Raw genomic sequence first — 16,546 nt, 5'->3', positions numbered from 1 at the left:
GCCAGGTCTAAACTGAATCGTTATTGAGCCAGTTCCTGAGGATTTGCAAATGGTCACCCGCGAGTTCCAACTCACCAGAGAACACCGTTTCAATCGGCCAAAACTTAGCGTCAGCAGCATCGTCACCGCCCACGGGGTCTTGTGTACCGTCTTCAGTAATTTCGTAAACGACGCTCACGATGTGCTTTCGAGGGTCCCGGTTGGGGTCGCCCATCACCATGATGAGGCGCGGTGAATGGCCGTCAATCCCCGTTTCTTCCTTCAGTTCACGAACAGCTGCATCAATCGGGTCTTCGCCTTGGTCGACAAATCCTCCCGGAAGCGCCCACGCACCGGCCATGGGCGGATGTTTACGTTGAATCAAGAGGACGGTGTCGCCTCGCCTAACGGCAGCGTCAGCAGCAAGAGCAGGATTGAGCCATCCATTGCACGCATCGCAGGTCGTCATGTCACTCACCGTACCGTCGTCCACGATCTTGGTAGGTGCGGATGGCCTTGAGAAGGTCCTTCTTTTGGAACGAGGGCCAGAAGACATCGGTGAAATACAATTCAGAATAGGCCATCTGCCACAAGAGGAAATTTGAGATGCGCTCTTCTCCGCTGGTACGAATCACCAAATCAGGGTCGGGCATGTCTGCAGTGTAAAGCCGGTCGGAAACGGCTTGTTGGTCAATGTCCTCCAGTTCAATGTCGCCTGAAGCGAAGTCTTTGGCGATGGTTTGGATGGCGGTAATCATCTCTTCACGGCTTCCATAAGCCAGACAGACCGTGAAGACGTAATCGTTGTAATCCTTGGTTTTTGATTCGGCATAATCAATGGCTTCAATGACATTTTCAGGAAGGAGTTCCCTTCGTCCGATGATGTGAACTTTGACGTTGTGCTCGTGAATTCGGGGGTCATCTGCAATGTCACGAAGGCCTTCAGCATAGAGTTTGAACAGAATGTCCAACTCTTCTTGAGGCCGATTGAGATTCTCGGTAGAAAGGGCATAGACCGTGAACCAAGGAATCTTGAGTTCCAAGACCCAGTCCAAGACCCGTTCGAGTTTTTCCTTACCGATTCGGTGACCGATGCCTGTGGCGAGTTTGCTCTTCCAAGCAAAACGGCGGTTGCCGTCCATAATGATGGCAAGGTGATTGACTTGAAGGGGGTGGTCAAGGACTTCTCGCATCAACTTTGCCTGAACCGCGTGGCCCAGCACATCGCCCATACGTTCCGAGATACCCATGCTTCGCCTCCCTTCTCTGCTGAGGGCATACGGTGTTTGATTGCTTTCCTTACAACTCGACGGTGGCGGCATCATCTTTGAAGGGGAGAATGCAGTGCGAGTAGCATGGTGGATGAGCCGGTATGGGAGATTCCCGTGCATTCACCCAAGACGGCTCAATCCAAAAAACCGAAGAAATCTTCTTCGCGGGCAGAAGGCGACGGTTCAACCGATGTTGCGGATGCCGGGCTGCTGCCGTGGTATCCATCAGGATTGACTTCTGAGCCTCTTGATTCATCGACTCTTGAACTTGGAATAAGAACACCTTGGGGCAGAATTTGGGGTTGGGATTACAGCGAGGCATTGGACGCGTCATGGTGGCAGGAATCTCCAGGTTCTTGGTGGGGCGTTTGGCCCAAAAACGTGGATTCTGTTCGCGTTGTAGCACATACTCAAAACAAGATCATTGTTGCCCTTGGTGAGGACTTTATCGCCCACATCTATCCGCTTCAAACCGGTTCTGATGTTTCTACGCTTGTTCGTTACAAGCCATGGGGTGAGATTCTGAAAGAAGAGCGTGTCATTCTTCCAATCGGCGGGTTGCAAAACGATAACGGTGACCAACTGTGCATGTTCCCTTATCATGAGGTTCACACGCCGCAAGAGGCGGCCCTAAACCTTCAGAACCGCAACCAGTTGCATGCTCTTGGCGGTGCCGTTGGGCGCCTTCATTCAGCGTTGAAGCAGGAGGCTACTCCGAATACTGAATGGCGTTGGAACGCACGTCTCAAAGCCATTGAAGGGACCTTGAAAACAACCACATTATGGCGGGCACCGCATACAAAACACGTTCAAGGTCTCCCGCCGTTTCACATCAGTCTTGATGGGATTCTATGGGACGAAGATGTAACTCTTGTACCTCAGCCACGGCCTTTGGTCGACGATCTGTTGTGCGAAAGCGAACGCATGCCCGCCATCGCGACGCTTGCAAATTTAGAACAAACCATCGCTCTGCGAGGTGGATTCAGCGAATCCGTCCCGCGTGTTTCGTTCTATGCTGGCTGGGAGGCAAAAACTCCACCCACATGGGGCGGTCGTTTTCTTCGCACGCTCAAGGGTGGCGTTTGGATTTGGAGGTACGAGGCAATTCTGCTCGAACTGGCCAGAGCCCGAGCATTCAAACAACCCGAGGCAGAATCCATGTGCACGGGCTGGCTCAACGATGTGTCCCGTATCCAAGCCAAATTAGGAGTGCTGCGAATGACAAATTTGGGGGCCAAAACTTCGTTGATGTTGTTCTTGATTTCACTTGGTACGATTTTCTTTGCGGGTGGGCCGTTCACCGATTCTACTGGAGGAATTGGGCGAATGATGCTGGCGACCGTTGTCCTGTTTTTGGCGGTTGCACTGTACCGTTATACCGAGCAAAACATTCCTGAGCCGTATTGATTCAGCGTTGCTGACGGACACGGCCATCGTAGAATTCAATGCCGAGGTCTTCTGCAATGTTCTTGAGGCGGATGATGAATTTGGCTCGCTCTTCACGCTCTTCCACGCCACCCGCAACATCCCAGTAGAGGTTCAGGTCAACATCGAGCGATGTCGCTGAAATCATACTGACTTGACAGAATGACGAGTCTTCCTTGAGCGTTTTTGGATTCTCTTTGATGTCGTCCATCACGCGCTCGCAAAAGCTTGCAACGGCGTCACCGTCAGCGTTGATGTCGAGATGGAATTTTGTCTGCCATCGGCGCCATCGGCGCTTGCCCCAGTTTTCCACGGGGGAACTCACCAAATTGGCGTTGGGCATGGTGATGATGGTATCGGCTGAGGTCCGAATCAAGGTTGTTCGCAGGTTGATTTCAATGACTTCACCCTCAGCGGTTCCAACAACAACCCAATCGCCAATCTTGAACGGTCGGTCGAGCAGAACGGTGATTGCACCGAAGAAGTTGGAAATGGAGTCCTTAGCAGCGAGGGCCAAAGCAAGACCGGAAATTCCCAGCCCTGCGATGAGGGAGGTGAGGTCAAAGCCCATGGAATCTGCTACGAAGACCGCCCCAACGAAGATGATGACGAATCGCAGTGTGCTTTGCACGGCCGAGATGAGTGTTTTTTCCGTGCCGTCAAGAACCTCGTCGTTATCGAACAGCGCAACGACATCCTGAACGATGTTGACCAATCTAAAGGCCCATACAACCAATGCAATGGCAACGATAAATTGCAGAACTCCCGGCAGGAAACTTACGGCTATTGACGGCATGAGAATAGGCGAGCCCGTTCGTTCCATATCTTCGATCATGATGTTGATGACGACCATGGCCATCCCAACACCAACAGCAGTTCCAAGTGCCTTGTCAGAATCTTGGACTGTTTTACCTTTGATGGCCTCAGAACGAATCATGGTTCGAAGAACGGTTGGGGCGAACATCATGGTCAGTTGCCTGATGATGAGAATGCCGACCAAGATGCCGAAAATGAGGGCGAAAGTATACGTGGTAAATCCGAGAAATTCATCGCGAAGAGTGGAGTCGGCTGCGGGCGTCCATAGGTCTTCCATGACGAGGCCACACGGTTCTATGGGTTGTGCTTTTCTCTTGATTTTCCTCTCCCGCGTTATAATTTCATGGAAAAACCTCTCTTTCAGAGGCACGATTCCTTCAAGAAGTCAAGCGGTTTGGAGGGACTGATAGCATGATGCCGACCACGACTCAAACATCCCATCTCGCAGCACCGCGTCCTTCGCTGGGGTTCTTGATTTGTCTCCCTCTTCTTCTTTCACTGGCGAGCCCTGTTGCAGGGAGTATTGCCGTTGCTGAAACAGGGATTGAATCAACCCCTGAGAGCACGTGGTCAAGCGAATACGTCGCTTATGAATTCCCTTGGGGTGGCGATGAAGCCATCCAATTCAAAGAGTATCACACCTATGAGTCCATGCGAACACGTATGCTTCGCCTCGCAGAAGACAACCCTGACATCGCCTCGTTCCATGAAGGGCTCAACGGCGGAATGAACGCAAGAGGTCAAGATACCACCGAGGACACCTACAAGGGCTGGTATTACGGCCATGCTTCACCGTGGATGAAAATCACACTTGGGGTACAAGACGGCGAGTACAACGAGTTCAATGGAGATGCAGGCAATTACGAAGACCGTGAAGACGTTCTCATTGTGGGCAACCACCACGCTCGTGAGTGGATGTCGTACGAAGTTCCAATGTTCATGATCGAGACGCTCATTTGGTCCTACGACAACATCGGTTACGATAACGACGGCGATGGCTTGGTCGATGAAGATCCATGGGGCGACAGCAACGGCGACGGAGTTCTAGACGATGATGGCGACTGTCTCGCTTTGGACGAAGGCGTTCAAGACAGCGATGGTGATGGAATCAAGTGCGGACCTGGAGACCTGGGTGTTGACGAAGATTTCTCCGAGCAGACGCTTCATGACCTGGTCAACAACCGTGAAATCTACGTCGTACCGATGCTCAACGTCGACGGTAACCGCTACGACCGTGAAGTCTTCTGCGGTGAAACCGCTTGGGAGAACTGCGCAACCAGTGGATGGAGAAAGAACCTCAGGGACAACACCGTGACCGGAATCACTCCTTTGCCAGATTTGGACGAACAAGTCGATGAGGGATGTGACGGTGTCGATCTTAACCGAAATTATCAGTTTGAATGGGGTGCTCCATTGGGCGCTACTGGACCACTGATTCCGGGAGCCTGCTACGCCGGTCAAAACAACGACGTCTACAACGGCCCCGTTGACACGGTTGACCAAGACGGCGACGGTCGCCTCAATGAGGACGGCGTTGACGGAAAAGATGACGACGGTGACGGCCTGGTTGACGAAGACTGGCTTGGCGGTAACAGCGAACCAGAAACCAAATTCATCCAAGACTTGACTGAAATGAACGATGACAACGACAACGGTGGGTCCGACTTCCCCGTGACGCTCACCTGGCATTCATTCTCGGAATTGATCCTCTACCCGTGGGGCCACTGTCAAAACTGCGACAACCCCGACCAAGATCAACTCAAGTACCACGGAGATGTCATGGCGACCATGTCAAATTACGAAAACATGCAATCCTCTGGCCTCTACCCAACCAGCGGAGACTTCTGCGATTGGCATTACGGTTTGTTCAACTCCTACTGCTACACCATGGAAATCGGAAATGCTTTCCACGAACGCCCAGAGAACATCGACGACATTCTTCTGCGCAACGTCGGCATGGGCATGTACATGATTGAAATTGCAGACAATCCGAAGGAACGAGCAGATTTGGCCATCGCCAATATTTCACAACAGAATTACTTGTTGCAACCGACCATGCTCACCATTCCAGACGAAGGCAATGTCCCGATTGACATTTGCATCAACAACCTCTTCCCGTACAGCCAGGAGAACAGCGAGGTCAAGTGGCGTATGGTCAAACCAAGTCGCCTGCAAAGCGACTACGGCCCTCGTGAATGGTCGACCACGGAATGGACCACTGCCTCGGTCAAACGCGTGGATGAAGCATGCACAACAGGAAACGGTAACGGAACCGTGCTGCGGGCCATGATTCCTGTTTCTGAGTCAACAACCGGGGAGTTGCATTACAAGGCCATGGTTTCAACGCTCAGCGGTGCAGATTTCTATCAATACCCTGCAAACGGTGAATACTACACCATGCAAATCACCTATCGCGCTGCCTTTGGCAATTTCTTTGGGGCCATGTTCATGTTTACCGTCGTAGCAACCTTCGTTTGGGGTGGTTTGGCAGTTGCTTTGCGCATCATGCTCAACCCTGAAGAGAAAGAAGACGTCGTGTCCGAAGGTGACTTGCGTTCTGCCGTTGAAGGAACACTTGCTTGAGGTGATACCATGTCAGATTCAGACCAGTTCAACGGCCGTATGGGCCTCATCTTTGCATCCATTGGTGCAGCAATTGGAACGGGAAACATTTGGCGTTTCCCCCGGATGGTCGGAGCAAACGGCGGAGGAACCTTCCTCGTTCCTTGGCTCATTTTCTTGTTTGTATGGTCGATTCCACTCGTGATTGCAGAATACGCTATGGGTAAGCGAAGCCGAACTGGAACAATCGGTACCTTCCGTATCTTCGCAGGACGTAGGTTCGCTTGGATGGGCCTGTGGACCGCTTGGATTTCCACCGCTATTGGTTTCTATTACGCTGTTGTTTCAGGATGGACGTTGAAGTATTTCCAACTGGGAATTAGCGGCGCACTCACTGGAGAAAAAGTAGATACAACGGAAGTATGGAATGCCTTCCTTCAATCACCCGGCCAGGTCATCTTCTTCCAATTCATCGTCGTTGTTTTGGTACTCGGTGCTATTTGGAAAGGTGCAAAAGCCATTGAGAAAGTCAACTTTTACCTGATGATTTCACTCTTTGCTTTGCTGTTCCTCACCCTGTTCCTTTCGCTTTGGATGGACGCCTCTGACGGTTCACTGGATGGAGCTATGTTCATGTTCACAATTGACTTTGACATGTTGTTTGAGCCGGAGGTTTGGATCAACGGGTTATCTCAATCGGCGTGGTCATGTTCAGCGGGAATGGGCATGTGCATCACCTACGCCGTGTACATGCGTAAGGACGAGGATACCGTTCTCAACGCCTTTACCATGGGGCTTGCCAACAACAGCATTTCCATCATTGCTGGACTCGCAGTGCTTTCGGCCATCTTTGCCGTGAACCCTGACCCCTTGGCTACCGTGACCGGCGGTTCTTCCGCCATTACCTTCCTCGCCTTGCCCGAAGTCTTTGCACAGGCTCCAGGGGGCGCTATTGGCCCGCTCTTTATGATGGCAGGATTTTTCCTCGCCCTTTCGTTTGCAGCGATTACATCCATGATTTCCACGGTTGAATTGTGTGTTCGAAACTTCGTTGACCACGGCTACGACCGAGAGCGCTCCGTCCTCATCACAGGGATTGCTATCTTTTTGTTCGGTCTACCTTCCGCAGTGATGTGGATTAAACTTGACAGCGCAGGAGTGGCTTTCCCCGAATTTTTGGAAGTCCAAGACCACATTTGGGGATACGGACTGATGTTCTCTGGACTGTTCATCGCTTTCTCCATCTGGAAGTACGGTTACATCAAGTGGCGCAAGCAGGTTGACGAAGGAACTGCACCGGACGGCCTTGCTGGCTACATGGGATTTGGCGTCTCAGCGTTCCGTGACGATTTCATCAACACCGGTGACAACGATTTGGAAGTTGGCCGTTGGTGGGACGTCACGATTTACCTTGCGTTCCCCATTCTCTTTGTCGTCCTCATGGGATCGTACTTCACCGATATGATCGCCAATACCGATAACGTTTGGGATCCATCAAATCCAAAGGGACTCAGCATCATTCTTCTGTTCTGGGGCGTTGTTGCTGTGACCTTTATGTTCCTCAACAAATTCCTCATTGCTCGCCCCTTGTTCCGTAACATTCCCGAAGGTGCTGATGTTGACATCTCATCTCTACCTGGTGGCGATGATGAACTCGTTGTTGCTCTTGGAGACGTCGTGCCAGGGTTTGAACACCTCGCTGCAAAAGAGACAATCCTTGAAGCAGAGATTACCGGTTGAGGGGGAGACTTATGGCCGAGTTGTGGGAAACCCTCACCATCGGCCTTATCCTTTCGGTCCTCTTCATCGGAGTGAGTTACTTCTTCTGGCGGCGCTATGACCGTCCTACACCTTTGATGGTTGAACGGGAGGAAGAAAAGCAGCGCCTGAAAGCAGAACGCAAAACATGGCGCCAGGTCGAAGCCAAAATGGAAGCGGAACGCCTTGAAGCCGAATCAAAGGCGCAATACGACCAACGCAAAGCACAGGAACGTGCTCGAGCCGAGCCTCCAAAACAAGAACAGGTCGCCAATGCTTGGGGTGCGCTAGGGGTCGGGACACCAACGCCGGCAGCTTCGACGTCCGATTTTAAAACGGACGGCATCGATGCTAATGCATTGCAGCGTGCAAGTGTCCAAGGTGGGCTTGAAGTCGAGGAAGCCAACGACGATGATGTTCTTTCCGTTGACGAATTGGTTCAGGTTCGTCAAGACCCAGGCGTGGGTGGACGAACCGAAGAACCGGATTGGGAACTGATCGATAAAATCACTGAAATTGCAGAAAAAGACGACCTGGAGGTTCCAGAAGTACCAGATGCCCCGGATTTACCCTCGGTTGATGAACTCCTCGCCCTCTCTCTTGACGCTCCGACAGAACCCGATGAACCCCACGCCCTCTCTCTTGAGGCTCCGGCAGAATCCGATGAACCCCACGCCCTCTCTCTTGAGGCTCCGGCAGAATCCGATGAACTCCTCGCCCTCTCTCTTGACGCTCCAACAGAATCCGATGAACTGGAAGTCCATCCAGAAGCGCCTGACATCGAAGATGCGACCGATACCAGCGACGAGGCCATCTGGGAATCAAGCGATAACGACGACCCTTGGGCCGGTGCTCAATGGTCTGAGGAATGAGCCTTAGGAAACACATTTTCCGACGTCAATCAAGCGAAGGGGTGATGAAGCCTCGGCGGCTCGCCAAGAACAATGGTACAACGTCCACGCGGCACTCGAGATTTCCCACCAGCGGCAATGAATCGCCGTCTTGCTTTGGAGCGCTTGCTGGAAGATGCTGCTCAGCGTCACGGATTCTCTCGCGTCCAGACTCCGGTCTTCGAATCTCTGGAACTCTTCACCGCTAAATCCGGTCCTGGTGTCATCAACCAACTCTATGCCTTTCAAGACAAGGGCGAGCGAGAATTGACACTTCGCCCCGAATTAACAGCCCCAGTCATGCGAATGGTCGCTGAAGAAATGCGCATGGACACCAAACCGCTGCGCCTTTCCTACTACGGTCAATGCTACCGATATGAAGAATTCAAAACGGGGCGCTATCGAGAATTCTTCCAGTACGGGGTTGAGTTGATCGGTGCTTCTGGACCGCTGGCTGAAGCCGAAGTGTTGGCGTTGGCCGTCAACATGCTCCACGCAACGGGCCTTGAGGACTGGGAAATTCGAATTGGTCACGTCGGCGTGTTGAAGGATGCTCTAACCGGTCTTGGGTTATCGAGTGAGGTAGATGCAACCACCGGAGAGCCACCGATTGCAAGCGCCATGCGGTTGCTTGACAAAGGCGATGATGCGGGCCTTAGCGGACTGTTCACGGCTCACGGACTTGATCCAGCAAACACCGAACCCCTGCGCGCTTTGGCGTCGCTTGAAGGCGGTTTGGAGACCTTGGGACCTGCTCGGGAATTGCTCTCGAGTATGGACGGTGTCTCGTTGGAAGCGTTGGACGAGTTGGAGACGACCTTGACGGCGCTTGCGGCTCTTGCCCCTGCTCCACCTTCATTGGCCGTTGACTTGACCGTCGCCCGAGGACTTGACTACTACACCGGAATGGTGTTTGAGGTCAAGGTCGCTGAACTGGGCGGTGAAGGACAGGTGCTCGGTGGTGGTTCTTACAAACTCCTGCACCTGTTTGGACTGCCAGACCTGGACCCGTGTTGCGGCTTTGGACTGGGCTTTGACCGCGTTCTTTTGGCCCTTGAGGCCCAAGCGAAAACCTCGGGACGTGAAGAAGTCGTTCCGGGAGAGGCAGATGCCCGTCCTCACATCGCCATCGCTCCAAACAAGGCCGATTCCATGCCGCTCTTGCCGCTGGTTGCCTCGTTACGAGAAAAGGGCGCCCGTGTCGAGTTGTTGCTGACCAAGAAGAATTACGGACGCATCATCAAATGGACCGAAGGCATCGGTGCCAGCCACCTTTTGGTGGTCAAACCTGAGGATTTGGAACAGGGTACAGGACGCCTCATCAATTTCAAAACGGGCGACCGTACCGATATTGAACTCAACGCCTCATCCGTGCTCAACGCTCTGTGAGCGTCCTTAGCGCTGGCTTCACTCGGTGACTTCGTTCTCTTTGCGATGGTTGACGAAGAGGGCCATGCCAAGAGCGGCTGAGGCTACGACGAGGGTGAAACCTGGTGTGTCTTCTGTTTCCATCATGTCATCTCCAGCCTGGAACTCTTCGCTCCAGCTGTCGTCGCTGATGGGCATCTCAAAGCGGCTTTCTTCACCGAGTTTGATGGCGAACCATGCGGGTTCATTGGTCGTAACAAAACCCCACCCGCTGTTGATTGTACGGTACCTTTCAGTTTCATGGTGACTTCAATGATGGGGCTGTCGTCTCGACCGTCCCATTCTGCATGGTCTTCGGTGACGGCGAAGGCGAAGGGAACATTTTGTTCGCCCTCTTGGATGCCGGTGAACTGGTTGGTCCACACTTCAGCACCGCCACGGAAGACGGTGATGTTGAGGTTCTCGCAATCGTTGTTGCAGGGTCCGTTGTTGTCGCCGTTGGTCCAATCGCCGCCGACGTCGATCTTGAAGTTCCCACGGAATTCTCCGTCAGTGGTCATGAGCAGGCGCTTGTCAAGGTCGGGCTTCATGCGGAATCGAAGGTTGATGTCGATGACGCCGTTGTCCTTTTCTTCACGAAGTTCTCCTTCTTCAGTGGATTCGGTATCGTTATTTGCAAAATGAGACCATGCGTCGGCAAAACCATCGTGGTACATGTACATCGTGGTGTTGTTGGCATTGGGTTGTTTGGGGTCTTCCTGTTGTGTTTGTTGAGCACTGACGTCGCCTGCTTGAACGGGAACGAGCAACATTGCAACCAAGACAAGGGCAATCACGGATTTACCACGCATGATAAACGCACGCCGCGCCTTACTTTTGAAACCTTCTCGGTACTTGTGCGCCGAACAAAAGCCTCATTCAAAGCGATGGAAGTCCATGTTGTTGGCTCGGTCACCTTGTTGCTGGCGTGTAAGTCGAAGGGCGTCACCGAGGGCATCAGGTTGCATTCGGGCGACGTTGAGCGTGGTTCCGCCTACGCCGGTAATGATGGCCATGACCTTGATGGTGTCTCCAAATCCAGCATCTTGTCGGGCACCCCAAATGACGTTGGCGTTATCGCTCACCTTGGCGGTCAAGAGGTCCACGACCTGATTGGCTGCTTCAAGCGTCATGTAGGGTCCGCCTGTTACGTGAATGAGTACACCGGTCGCTCCCGAAATGTCAACGTCCAAGAGTGGATGGTTGAGTGCTTCGTGAACCACTTCTTCGGGACCACGGTCGGATTCACCGTAAAGCATCATGGTGACGCCGCCGTTGGCCATGATGGCCCGAATGTCAGCAAAGTCCAGGTTGATGAGGGAAGGCAACGTGATGGTCTCGACGATTCCTTTGACGATCTCTGCAACCAATTGGTCCATGATGGAAAACGCCTCATCCAGAGGGAGGTTTGGTACAAAGTGAAGCAAACGGTTGTTGTCCAATACCAAGACGGCATCGGCACATCGACGAAGCGATTCCAATCCTTCCAAGGCACGGTTCATGCGTTGACGGCGTTCAACATGAAACGGCGTGGTCACGATACCGACGACAAGAGCGCCAGCAGCTTTTGCTTCTTCAGCGACGATGGGACAGATGCCGGTTCCGGAACCTCCACCGAGACCCGACGCAATGAATACGAGGTCTGCGCCGGTCACGATTCGCTTGATCATTTCACGGCCTGCTTCAGCACAACGGCGTCCTGTTGACGGGTCGCCTCCAGCACCCAATCCGCGGGTGATGTGACGGCCTACGAGCAACTTTTGCAGGGCGCGTGTGTGGTCGAGATGTTGTTTATCGGTGTTGATGGCGACGGTGACAGCGCCTTCCACACCAAGGTGAGTAATGCGGTTGAGGGTGTTGTTTCCAGAGCCGCCACAGCCAACGATGAGAATTCTTGGATTCGGGACTCCAAACGAGCCAACTTCCTCATCCATGAGGGTTGTAGCGCCGCGATGAATGGCATCATCTTTCAGACCCTGTATCATGTCGGCGAATGCGTTATCGTTACCGCTCGCCCCACCGTTTGTACCACTAGAAGCATGCCCAGGTCCCATCCTTTCACTCCTCCGTTTGCGAGCCTCTCCTTACCCTACATAACCGCGACCCTTCAAACGATGGCGAAGATGGCGATTTTGGAGGTAAATTCTCGGCTCCGTTATCTCTAGTTCGGAACAGAGTCCTCAACCTTTGAAAAGCCTCTCCCTCTCCTGGGGAAACGGTGTGCAACCTCGCTCATTTCATTGATGAGGGTTAAGTACTGGAGGCAAGTGCGACAGAATACCTCGCTTAGCTCAGTTGGTAGAGCACCTGACTGTAGTTGTGTAAAAACAAACGTCTCAGCAGACATCAGGGTGTCCCCAGTTCAAGTCTGGGAGCGGGGACCACATTTGCAAGACCGCTTCGGTGGTCCACGCTCTATCGAGAGGTTGAGCGATTTCTTTCACTTCCTCTCTCATGGGAGCGGGGACTCTTATCGAAGCCTTACGGTACGTCCACGCTCTATCGAGAGGTTGAGCGCTCTCAAACAACCGTAATCGTGTAACTACCAAGCTCAATTACTTCAACCGAGACCTGCATGTCTTCATCTTCCGTAAAATTTTTCTGAGTGACGCGTACCGTAATTTGGCACGATTCTTCAGCAGCGCCGGAGCACCAGTTCTGATTGTTACCTTCAGTGATGAGAATGCTTTCCATAGCCGTTAATCTTCGGTCCTCAAAGATTTCAAGATATTCAAACGTGCAAGAACCATCCCACACCCTTGTGCAATCCGCGGCCTCACTTCCGTCAATTTGGATGGAAATTCGGATGGTTTCTTCTGAGAACATCTTGGATTTATCCATCAAATCCAGAACGACTAATTGATCGGATGATCCATTGGTGAGGACACCGTTTGCATCTCGTATCTTGAACGTTGGTTCATTTGCCGCAGAGGTTACGTATTGTTGCAAGACGAAGCCTCCGATTCCGGTCATCAAAATCACTAGGCCCATGACGACGGTTTTGACCTTACCTCGCCACTCTAGATGTTCTTCCTCGTCATCGTTAAAATCGTAATGGTTCGCTTCACCAAAGTCATCGTGCCCTTCGTTGTCTTCGAGTTCCTCCCATTCATGATTCATCAAGGTGTGATAGGCACTCGCGCTGATGACCATCATTGCAATCAGGGAACCGCTTCCTGGGATGAAAGCGTCTTGTTCAAACGAACTTAAACCGTTGAAATCACTTTTACTGACGGTCATGAATAGGATTCCAATCAAAGGAAGGTAGGACGCTGGCAGGACCCACCAAGGAACTTTTTTGATGAGCGTGAGCAGAGATACGAGCACGACCATTCCTGAAAGTCCAACAGCCAGTTGATTGTAAAGCAGAACCGTTTCAAACATTTCAGAAAATTCCGTTAATCCTAGATCGTTTGCGAAGTCAAGGTTTTCTTCCACGGCAGGAACGGCAAAGATCTGTGTGAAGGCAAGAACTGCGAGTGATGCAATCAAGCCAACCAATGCAGCAAAAGCCCCCAACGGAGGAGCATCTTTTGAGAAGATTTGAACGTCCAATTCAGGTTCAGGCACCTCGTTTGGGTCAAAATTGGCCCAAGCCTTCAACGACCAACTAAAGATGATCAAGAAAGCAACCATGGAAAAAATCGCAGGGTATACCGCATCAATAAGGAAAAACGAAGGTTGTTCAAATTGGTAGCAATAATACTCTAGAGGGTCGCAGGCATCTACACTCTTCTGCTCTGAAGAAAAAGCAACCAATGATGCAATGAAAAGAACACACAGAAGGGCGAAATTAGATGCAGAGACTGTCCACCATGGTGTTTTTTTGGTGATGGTCATGACCGCTAGGCCGATCATAACCACTGCGATTACGAGGGTTGCGATGTTGAGGAGTTGGTAGAGTTCCAACCCGTCTAAGAACACGGCGCTCATTTCACCTCCAAACCGGGTCGCTTCCGAAGATTGCAACTCAATGTTCAGTTTTGCAGTTGGCATGGTGATAAAATAAGTCCAGACCATGACGAGAAAGGCAAGACCAATCCCCAACATTGCCGTTCCGGAGCCCAAACGAGGAACCGGCATGAATGGTTCGTCCCCTTCACCATCAGCCTCATCATCATCTTCCTGCTCGTATTGACTTGATGATTCTGTGACGGACGAGGTTGTAACTTCCTCTTCATCAACCCAAATACGATAACCGTCATCCGTGGAGTGCCAGTAATTCCCTTCCACATCAAGGTACCAGTGAGTCCCGCTTTCGTCGGTCTCCAACCATTCGCCTTCCGGCAGACTTTCCCAATCGGGAACAAAGTTCCGATGTCGCTTCCCCATTGTGGGGGGCGGACCTCTCCCCGACATGGTAGTCTGTATCTATACCAACTAATAGAATGAGGTTACGATGCTAACGAGGACTCAATCAAGCCAAAACGCTGGCTTCTTCGCCATTGTTTGACCGAACCAACGCCACATGCAATGCGATACCGACGGGCATCAACATGACGCCAAAGAACACCGTTGTAGCCGTGACCCATCGTTCACTTTTGTGCTCCAGGTAGCGTTTCTTCCATGCCTAAACCCATAGCTGTTGGTAAGGTGAGGACGTTCAAGCACGAGAAGGTACAGGCGATTGTTGTGAGAAACCATGACTTTGAGAGCACACGGTATCATCCTGAGGCGCAGGCGAAATATTCCGATTTTCTCGACCCGGGAGTTCACCTCTTGACCACAGAAGGGTTGTACGCCCTGTTTTCGTTGCTTTCTCCGGAAGTTGCAGTTGATGCAACCGGGCCGTTGGCGGAGTATTATGGTGTAGAAGTGTACATCAATCCCGATGACGAAGTTGACGGCACTCGCAAGCATGAAATGAGGTACATGAGCGAGTAGTTGCCCGTTTTAGCAGTGGCGAATGACTTAGGAAGAAATTGCTCGTAATAATGTCATCAAGTTGTTGTTCACAAAATGTATTCCGTTTTCATTGAGTATTGATTTCCAAAGGTCGTTTCCGCCTGTGGTCGGGAACATATACCTCAAAACATCTCTTGCGAACTGGGGATTAAGTTTGAAAAAGCCTCCTAGAAGGCATAACGCTTCAACAAAACCAATGGGTGTCTTGATTTTTCCATTGAGCGTGAAGTCCTCATTGAGCAAGGATGCATTGAGCAAGTTGTGTAGGTATCCAGCCTGATTCATTTTTTCGTAACACTCGATTCCAGCAGCAAATAGTTCATTATCGTCAACGCTTATCGGCCAAGGTGAGATTTGATCTTTGAGATGAGACACAATTGGTCCGAGTCGGTGTCGCGTGACAAGGATTTCTTCTTGGTTTTGACGAAGTATATGTTCAAAGGCAAGTTCAGCATGCTCATAGAGGTCAAAAGAACGTTTTACCACGCGGTCATTGATTCCTATCCTGTTGGCAAAGAGCCATAAAGGTTCAATGTGGTACATGTGGTATGATTTGTCGAGATATGTTGCCAAAATAATGTGCTCTTTGTATTCTCCAATCTCTGTTCTGTAGAGGGTCGATAAGTATGGCCCCAAACATATGAACCAATCTTTTGTATTCTTGTACTTTGAAGCCCTGTTATCTTTTCCAATTTTGGAGGCTTCATCAATAAAATTCCTCTGTTTAAATGGATTTTCAGCAATGGTAAAATGATAGGGAGGCTCAACGAAATGCCTTCTGTCGGCAATTGCGTCCGAATAGCATTTTTGTAATAATAAGGATTCATCTCCTCTTTCTCCATGCCCCGTGCCTCTGTCAAATTCATTACCGTACTGAATGCCACATGATGGATTATTGCACACATAAAATGTCTCTTTTTCATTGATCACTATGATCCCTGAGCCACACGCTTCACAAGGTTCTGGTGCTTGAATTGTCACGCTTTGGTCAAAGACTTCCTCGCTGACAAGAGGTATTCCGAAGTCATGCTCTCTTCCCGCCTCACGCAGACACACCACGGAAATGCACAAACCGAGAGGCGCAAAATCGTCTGATGATTGACTGCCTGTAGGTTCGCCATACGGACGAAAACCAAGTTCTTCAACACGGTTTGGTTCGGTGATAAACGTCCCTTTGTTATTTCGCTCACAATACAGACAGACAGGTAAGCTTTGAGCCACTGGAGCGGATTTCTTCCTTTTTGCAATTTCGACTCGGTCAGCCTCCACCTCGTCCTTTGTGTACAGTATCTGGAAATTTTTTGGTTTTTTCTGGAGCGATTCGTTTAATTTGTACACCTTCCCTACTTCTTCATCGCAACAGGTGCACTTTCCCATCAAATACTCAGCCCCTCCCACGCATTTAGAGCCACAATTGTAAACATAATCAATCCCATCATGAAGAAGGAAACCAGGGAGTTGAGTGTGCCCTTTTTCGCAATGAAATGAATGTAAATCCAACCTACTGTAATCATTGCATTTCATACAAACACA

General features: G+C 51.1%; 14 protein-coding genes and 1 tRNA gene. 7 read left to right on the top strand and 8 right to left on the bottom strand.

Annotation, left to right across the window (positions count from 1 at the left end):
* Positions 1-7: 7 nt before the first annotated feature.
* Positions 8-472 carry an NUDIX hydrolase gene (locus AAA857_RS02550; RefSeq protein WP_338172777.1) on the bottom strand — a complete coding sequence of 155 codons (465 nt, stop codon included), beginning with the start codon at positions 470-472 and terminating at the stop codon, positions 8-10.
* Positions 450-1,229, bottom strand: a complete 780-nt coding sequence (uppS, locus tag AAA857_RS02545; protein WP_338172774.1) for a polyprenyl diphosphate synthase — start codon at positions 1,227-1,229, stop codon at positions 450-452. Before uppS ends, AAA857_RS02550 begins: the two co-directional genes overlap by 23 nt.
* 105 nt (positions 1,230-1,334) lie before the next feature.
* Between uppS and AAA857_RS02540 the strand changes: the two genes are divergently transcribed.
* Complete coding sequence (locus AAA857_RS02540; protein ID WP_338172772.1) at positions 1,335-2,657, top strand: hypothetical protein; 1,323 nt, start codon at positions 1,335-1,337, stop codon at positions 2,655-2,657.
* A 1-nt stretch (position 2,658) separates the two neighbouring features.
* Here the strand turns inward: AAA857_RS02540 and AAA857_RS02535 are convergent, their stop codons facing one another.
* Positions 2,659-3,768: a mechanosensitive ion channel family protein gene (locus tag AAA857_RS02535; RefSeq protein ID WP_338172768.1), complete on the bottom strand. Its 1,110-nt coding sequence runs from the start codon at positions 3,766-3,768 to the stop codon at positions 2,659-2,661.
* Positions 3,769-3,905: 137 nt separating this feature from the next.
* Between AAA857_RS02535 and AAA857_RS02530 the strand changes: the two genes are divergently transcribed.
* The 4 genes from AAA857_RS02530 to hisS all read left to right on the top strand — a co-directional run bounded on the left by AAA857_RS02530 (position 3,906) and on the right by hisS (position 10,090).
* Positions 3,906-6,074 carry a M14 family zinc carboxypeptidase gene (locus tag AAA857_RS02530; RefSeq protein WP_338172766.1) on the top strand — a complete coding sequence of 723 codons (2,169 nt, stop codon included), beginning with the start codon at positions 3,906-3,908 and terminating at the stop codon, positions 6,072-6,074.
* A 9-nt stretch (positions 6,075-6,083) separates the two neighbouring features.
* On the top strand, positions 6,084-7,793 hold the full coding sequence (locus tag AAA857_RS02525; RefSeq protein WP_338172763.1) for a sodium-dependent transporter: 1,710 nt from the start codon (positions 6,084-6,086) through the stop codon (positions 7,791-7,793).
* An 11-nt stretch (positions 7,794-7,804) separates the two neighbouring features.
* Complete coding sequence (locus AAA857_RS02520; protein WP_338172761.1) at positions 7,805-8,683, top strand: hypothetical protein; 879 nt, start codon at positions 7,805-7,807, stop codon at positions 8,681-8,683.
* 72 nt (positions 8,684-8,755) lie between these two features.
* Entirely contained in the window at positions 8,756-10,090 is a 1,335-nt protein-coding gene (gene hisS / locus AAA857_RS02515) for a histidine--tRNA ligase (protein ID WP_338172759.1), read from the top strand.
* Between the two features lie 18 nt (positions 10,091-10,108).
* On the opposite strand, the gene AAA857_RS02510 is transcribed toward hisS, so the two are convergent.
* From AAA857_RS02510 to ftsZ, 3 genes are all read right to left on the bottom strand, one after another.
* Positions 10,109-10,213: a PGF-CTERM sorting domain-containing protein gene (locus AAA857_RS02510; protein WP_338172756.1), complete on the bottom strand. Its 105-nt coding sequence runs from the start codon at positions 10,211-10,213 to the stop codon at positions 10,109-10,111.
* Entirely contained in the window at positions 10,213-10,920 is a 708-nt protein-coding gene (locus AAA857_RS02505) for a hypothetical protein (protein WP_338172754.1), read from the bottom strand. Before AAA857_RS02505 ends, AAA857_RS02510 begins: the two co-directional genes overlap by 1 nt.
* A gap of 63 nt (positions 10,921-10,983) precedes the next feature.
* Entirely contained in the window at positions 10,984-12,162 is a 1,179-nt protein-coding gene (gene ftsZ, locus AAA857_RS02500) for a cell division protein FtsZ (RefSeq protein WP_338172751.1), read from the bottom strand.
* 226 nt (positions 12,163-12,388) lie between these two features.
* Between ftsZ and AAA857_RS02495 the strand changes: the two genes are divergently transcribed.
* Positions 12,389-12,492 (top strand) — tRNA-Tyr (locus AAA857_RS02495).
* Positions 12,493-12,628: 136 nt separating this feature from the next.
* Here AAA857_RS02495 and AAA857_RS02490 read toward each other — a convergent pair.
* Complete coding sequence (locus AAA857_RS02490) at positions 12,629-14,440, bottom strand: hypothetical protein (protein WP_338172749.1); 1,812 nt, start codon at positions 14,438-14,440, stop codon at positions 12,629-12,631.
* 300 nt (positions 14,441-14,740) lie between these two features.
* On the opposite strand from AAA857_RS02490, the gene AAA857_RS02485 reads away from it, so the two are divergent.
* A complete protein-coding gene (locus tag AAA857_RS02485) occupies positions 14,741-14,992 on the top strand; it encodes a hypothetical protein (RefSeq protein WP_338172747.1) in 252 nt (83 codons plus the stop codon).
* A gap of 27 nt (positions 14,993-15,019) precedes the next feature.
* Here AAA857_RS02485 and AAA857_RS02480 read toward each other — a convergent pair whose 3' ends face one another.
* Positions 15,020-16,537: a hypothetical protein gene (locus tag AAA857_RS02480; protein ID WP_338172745.1), complete on the bottom strand. Its 1,518-nt coding sequence runs from the start codon at positions 16,535-16,537 to the stop codon at positions 15,020-15,022.
* Positions 16,538-16,546 lie beyond the last annotated feature (9 nt).

The sequence above is a fragment of the Candidatus Poseidonia alphae genome, assembly GCF_943787815.1.
Taxonomy (GTDB): domain Archaea; phylum Thermoplasmatota; class Poseidoniia; order Poseidoniales; family Poseidoniaceae; genus Poseidonia; species Poseidonia alphae.
Note: the sequence above shows the minus strand (reverse complement) of the source record. Positions and strands in the feature narration are given on the sequence as shown.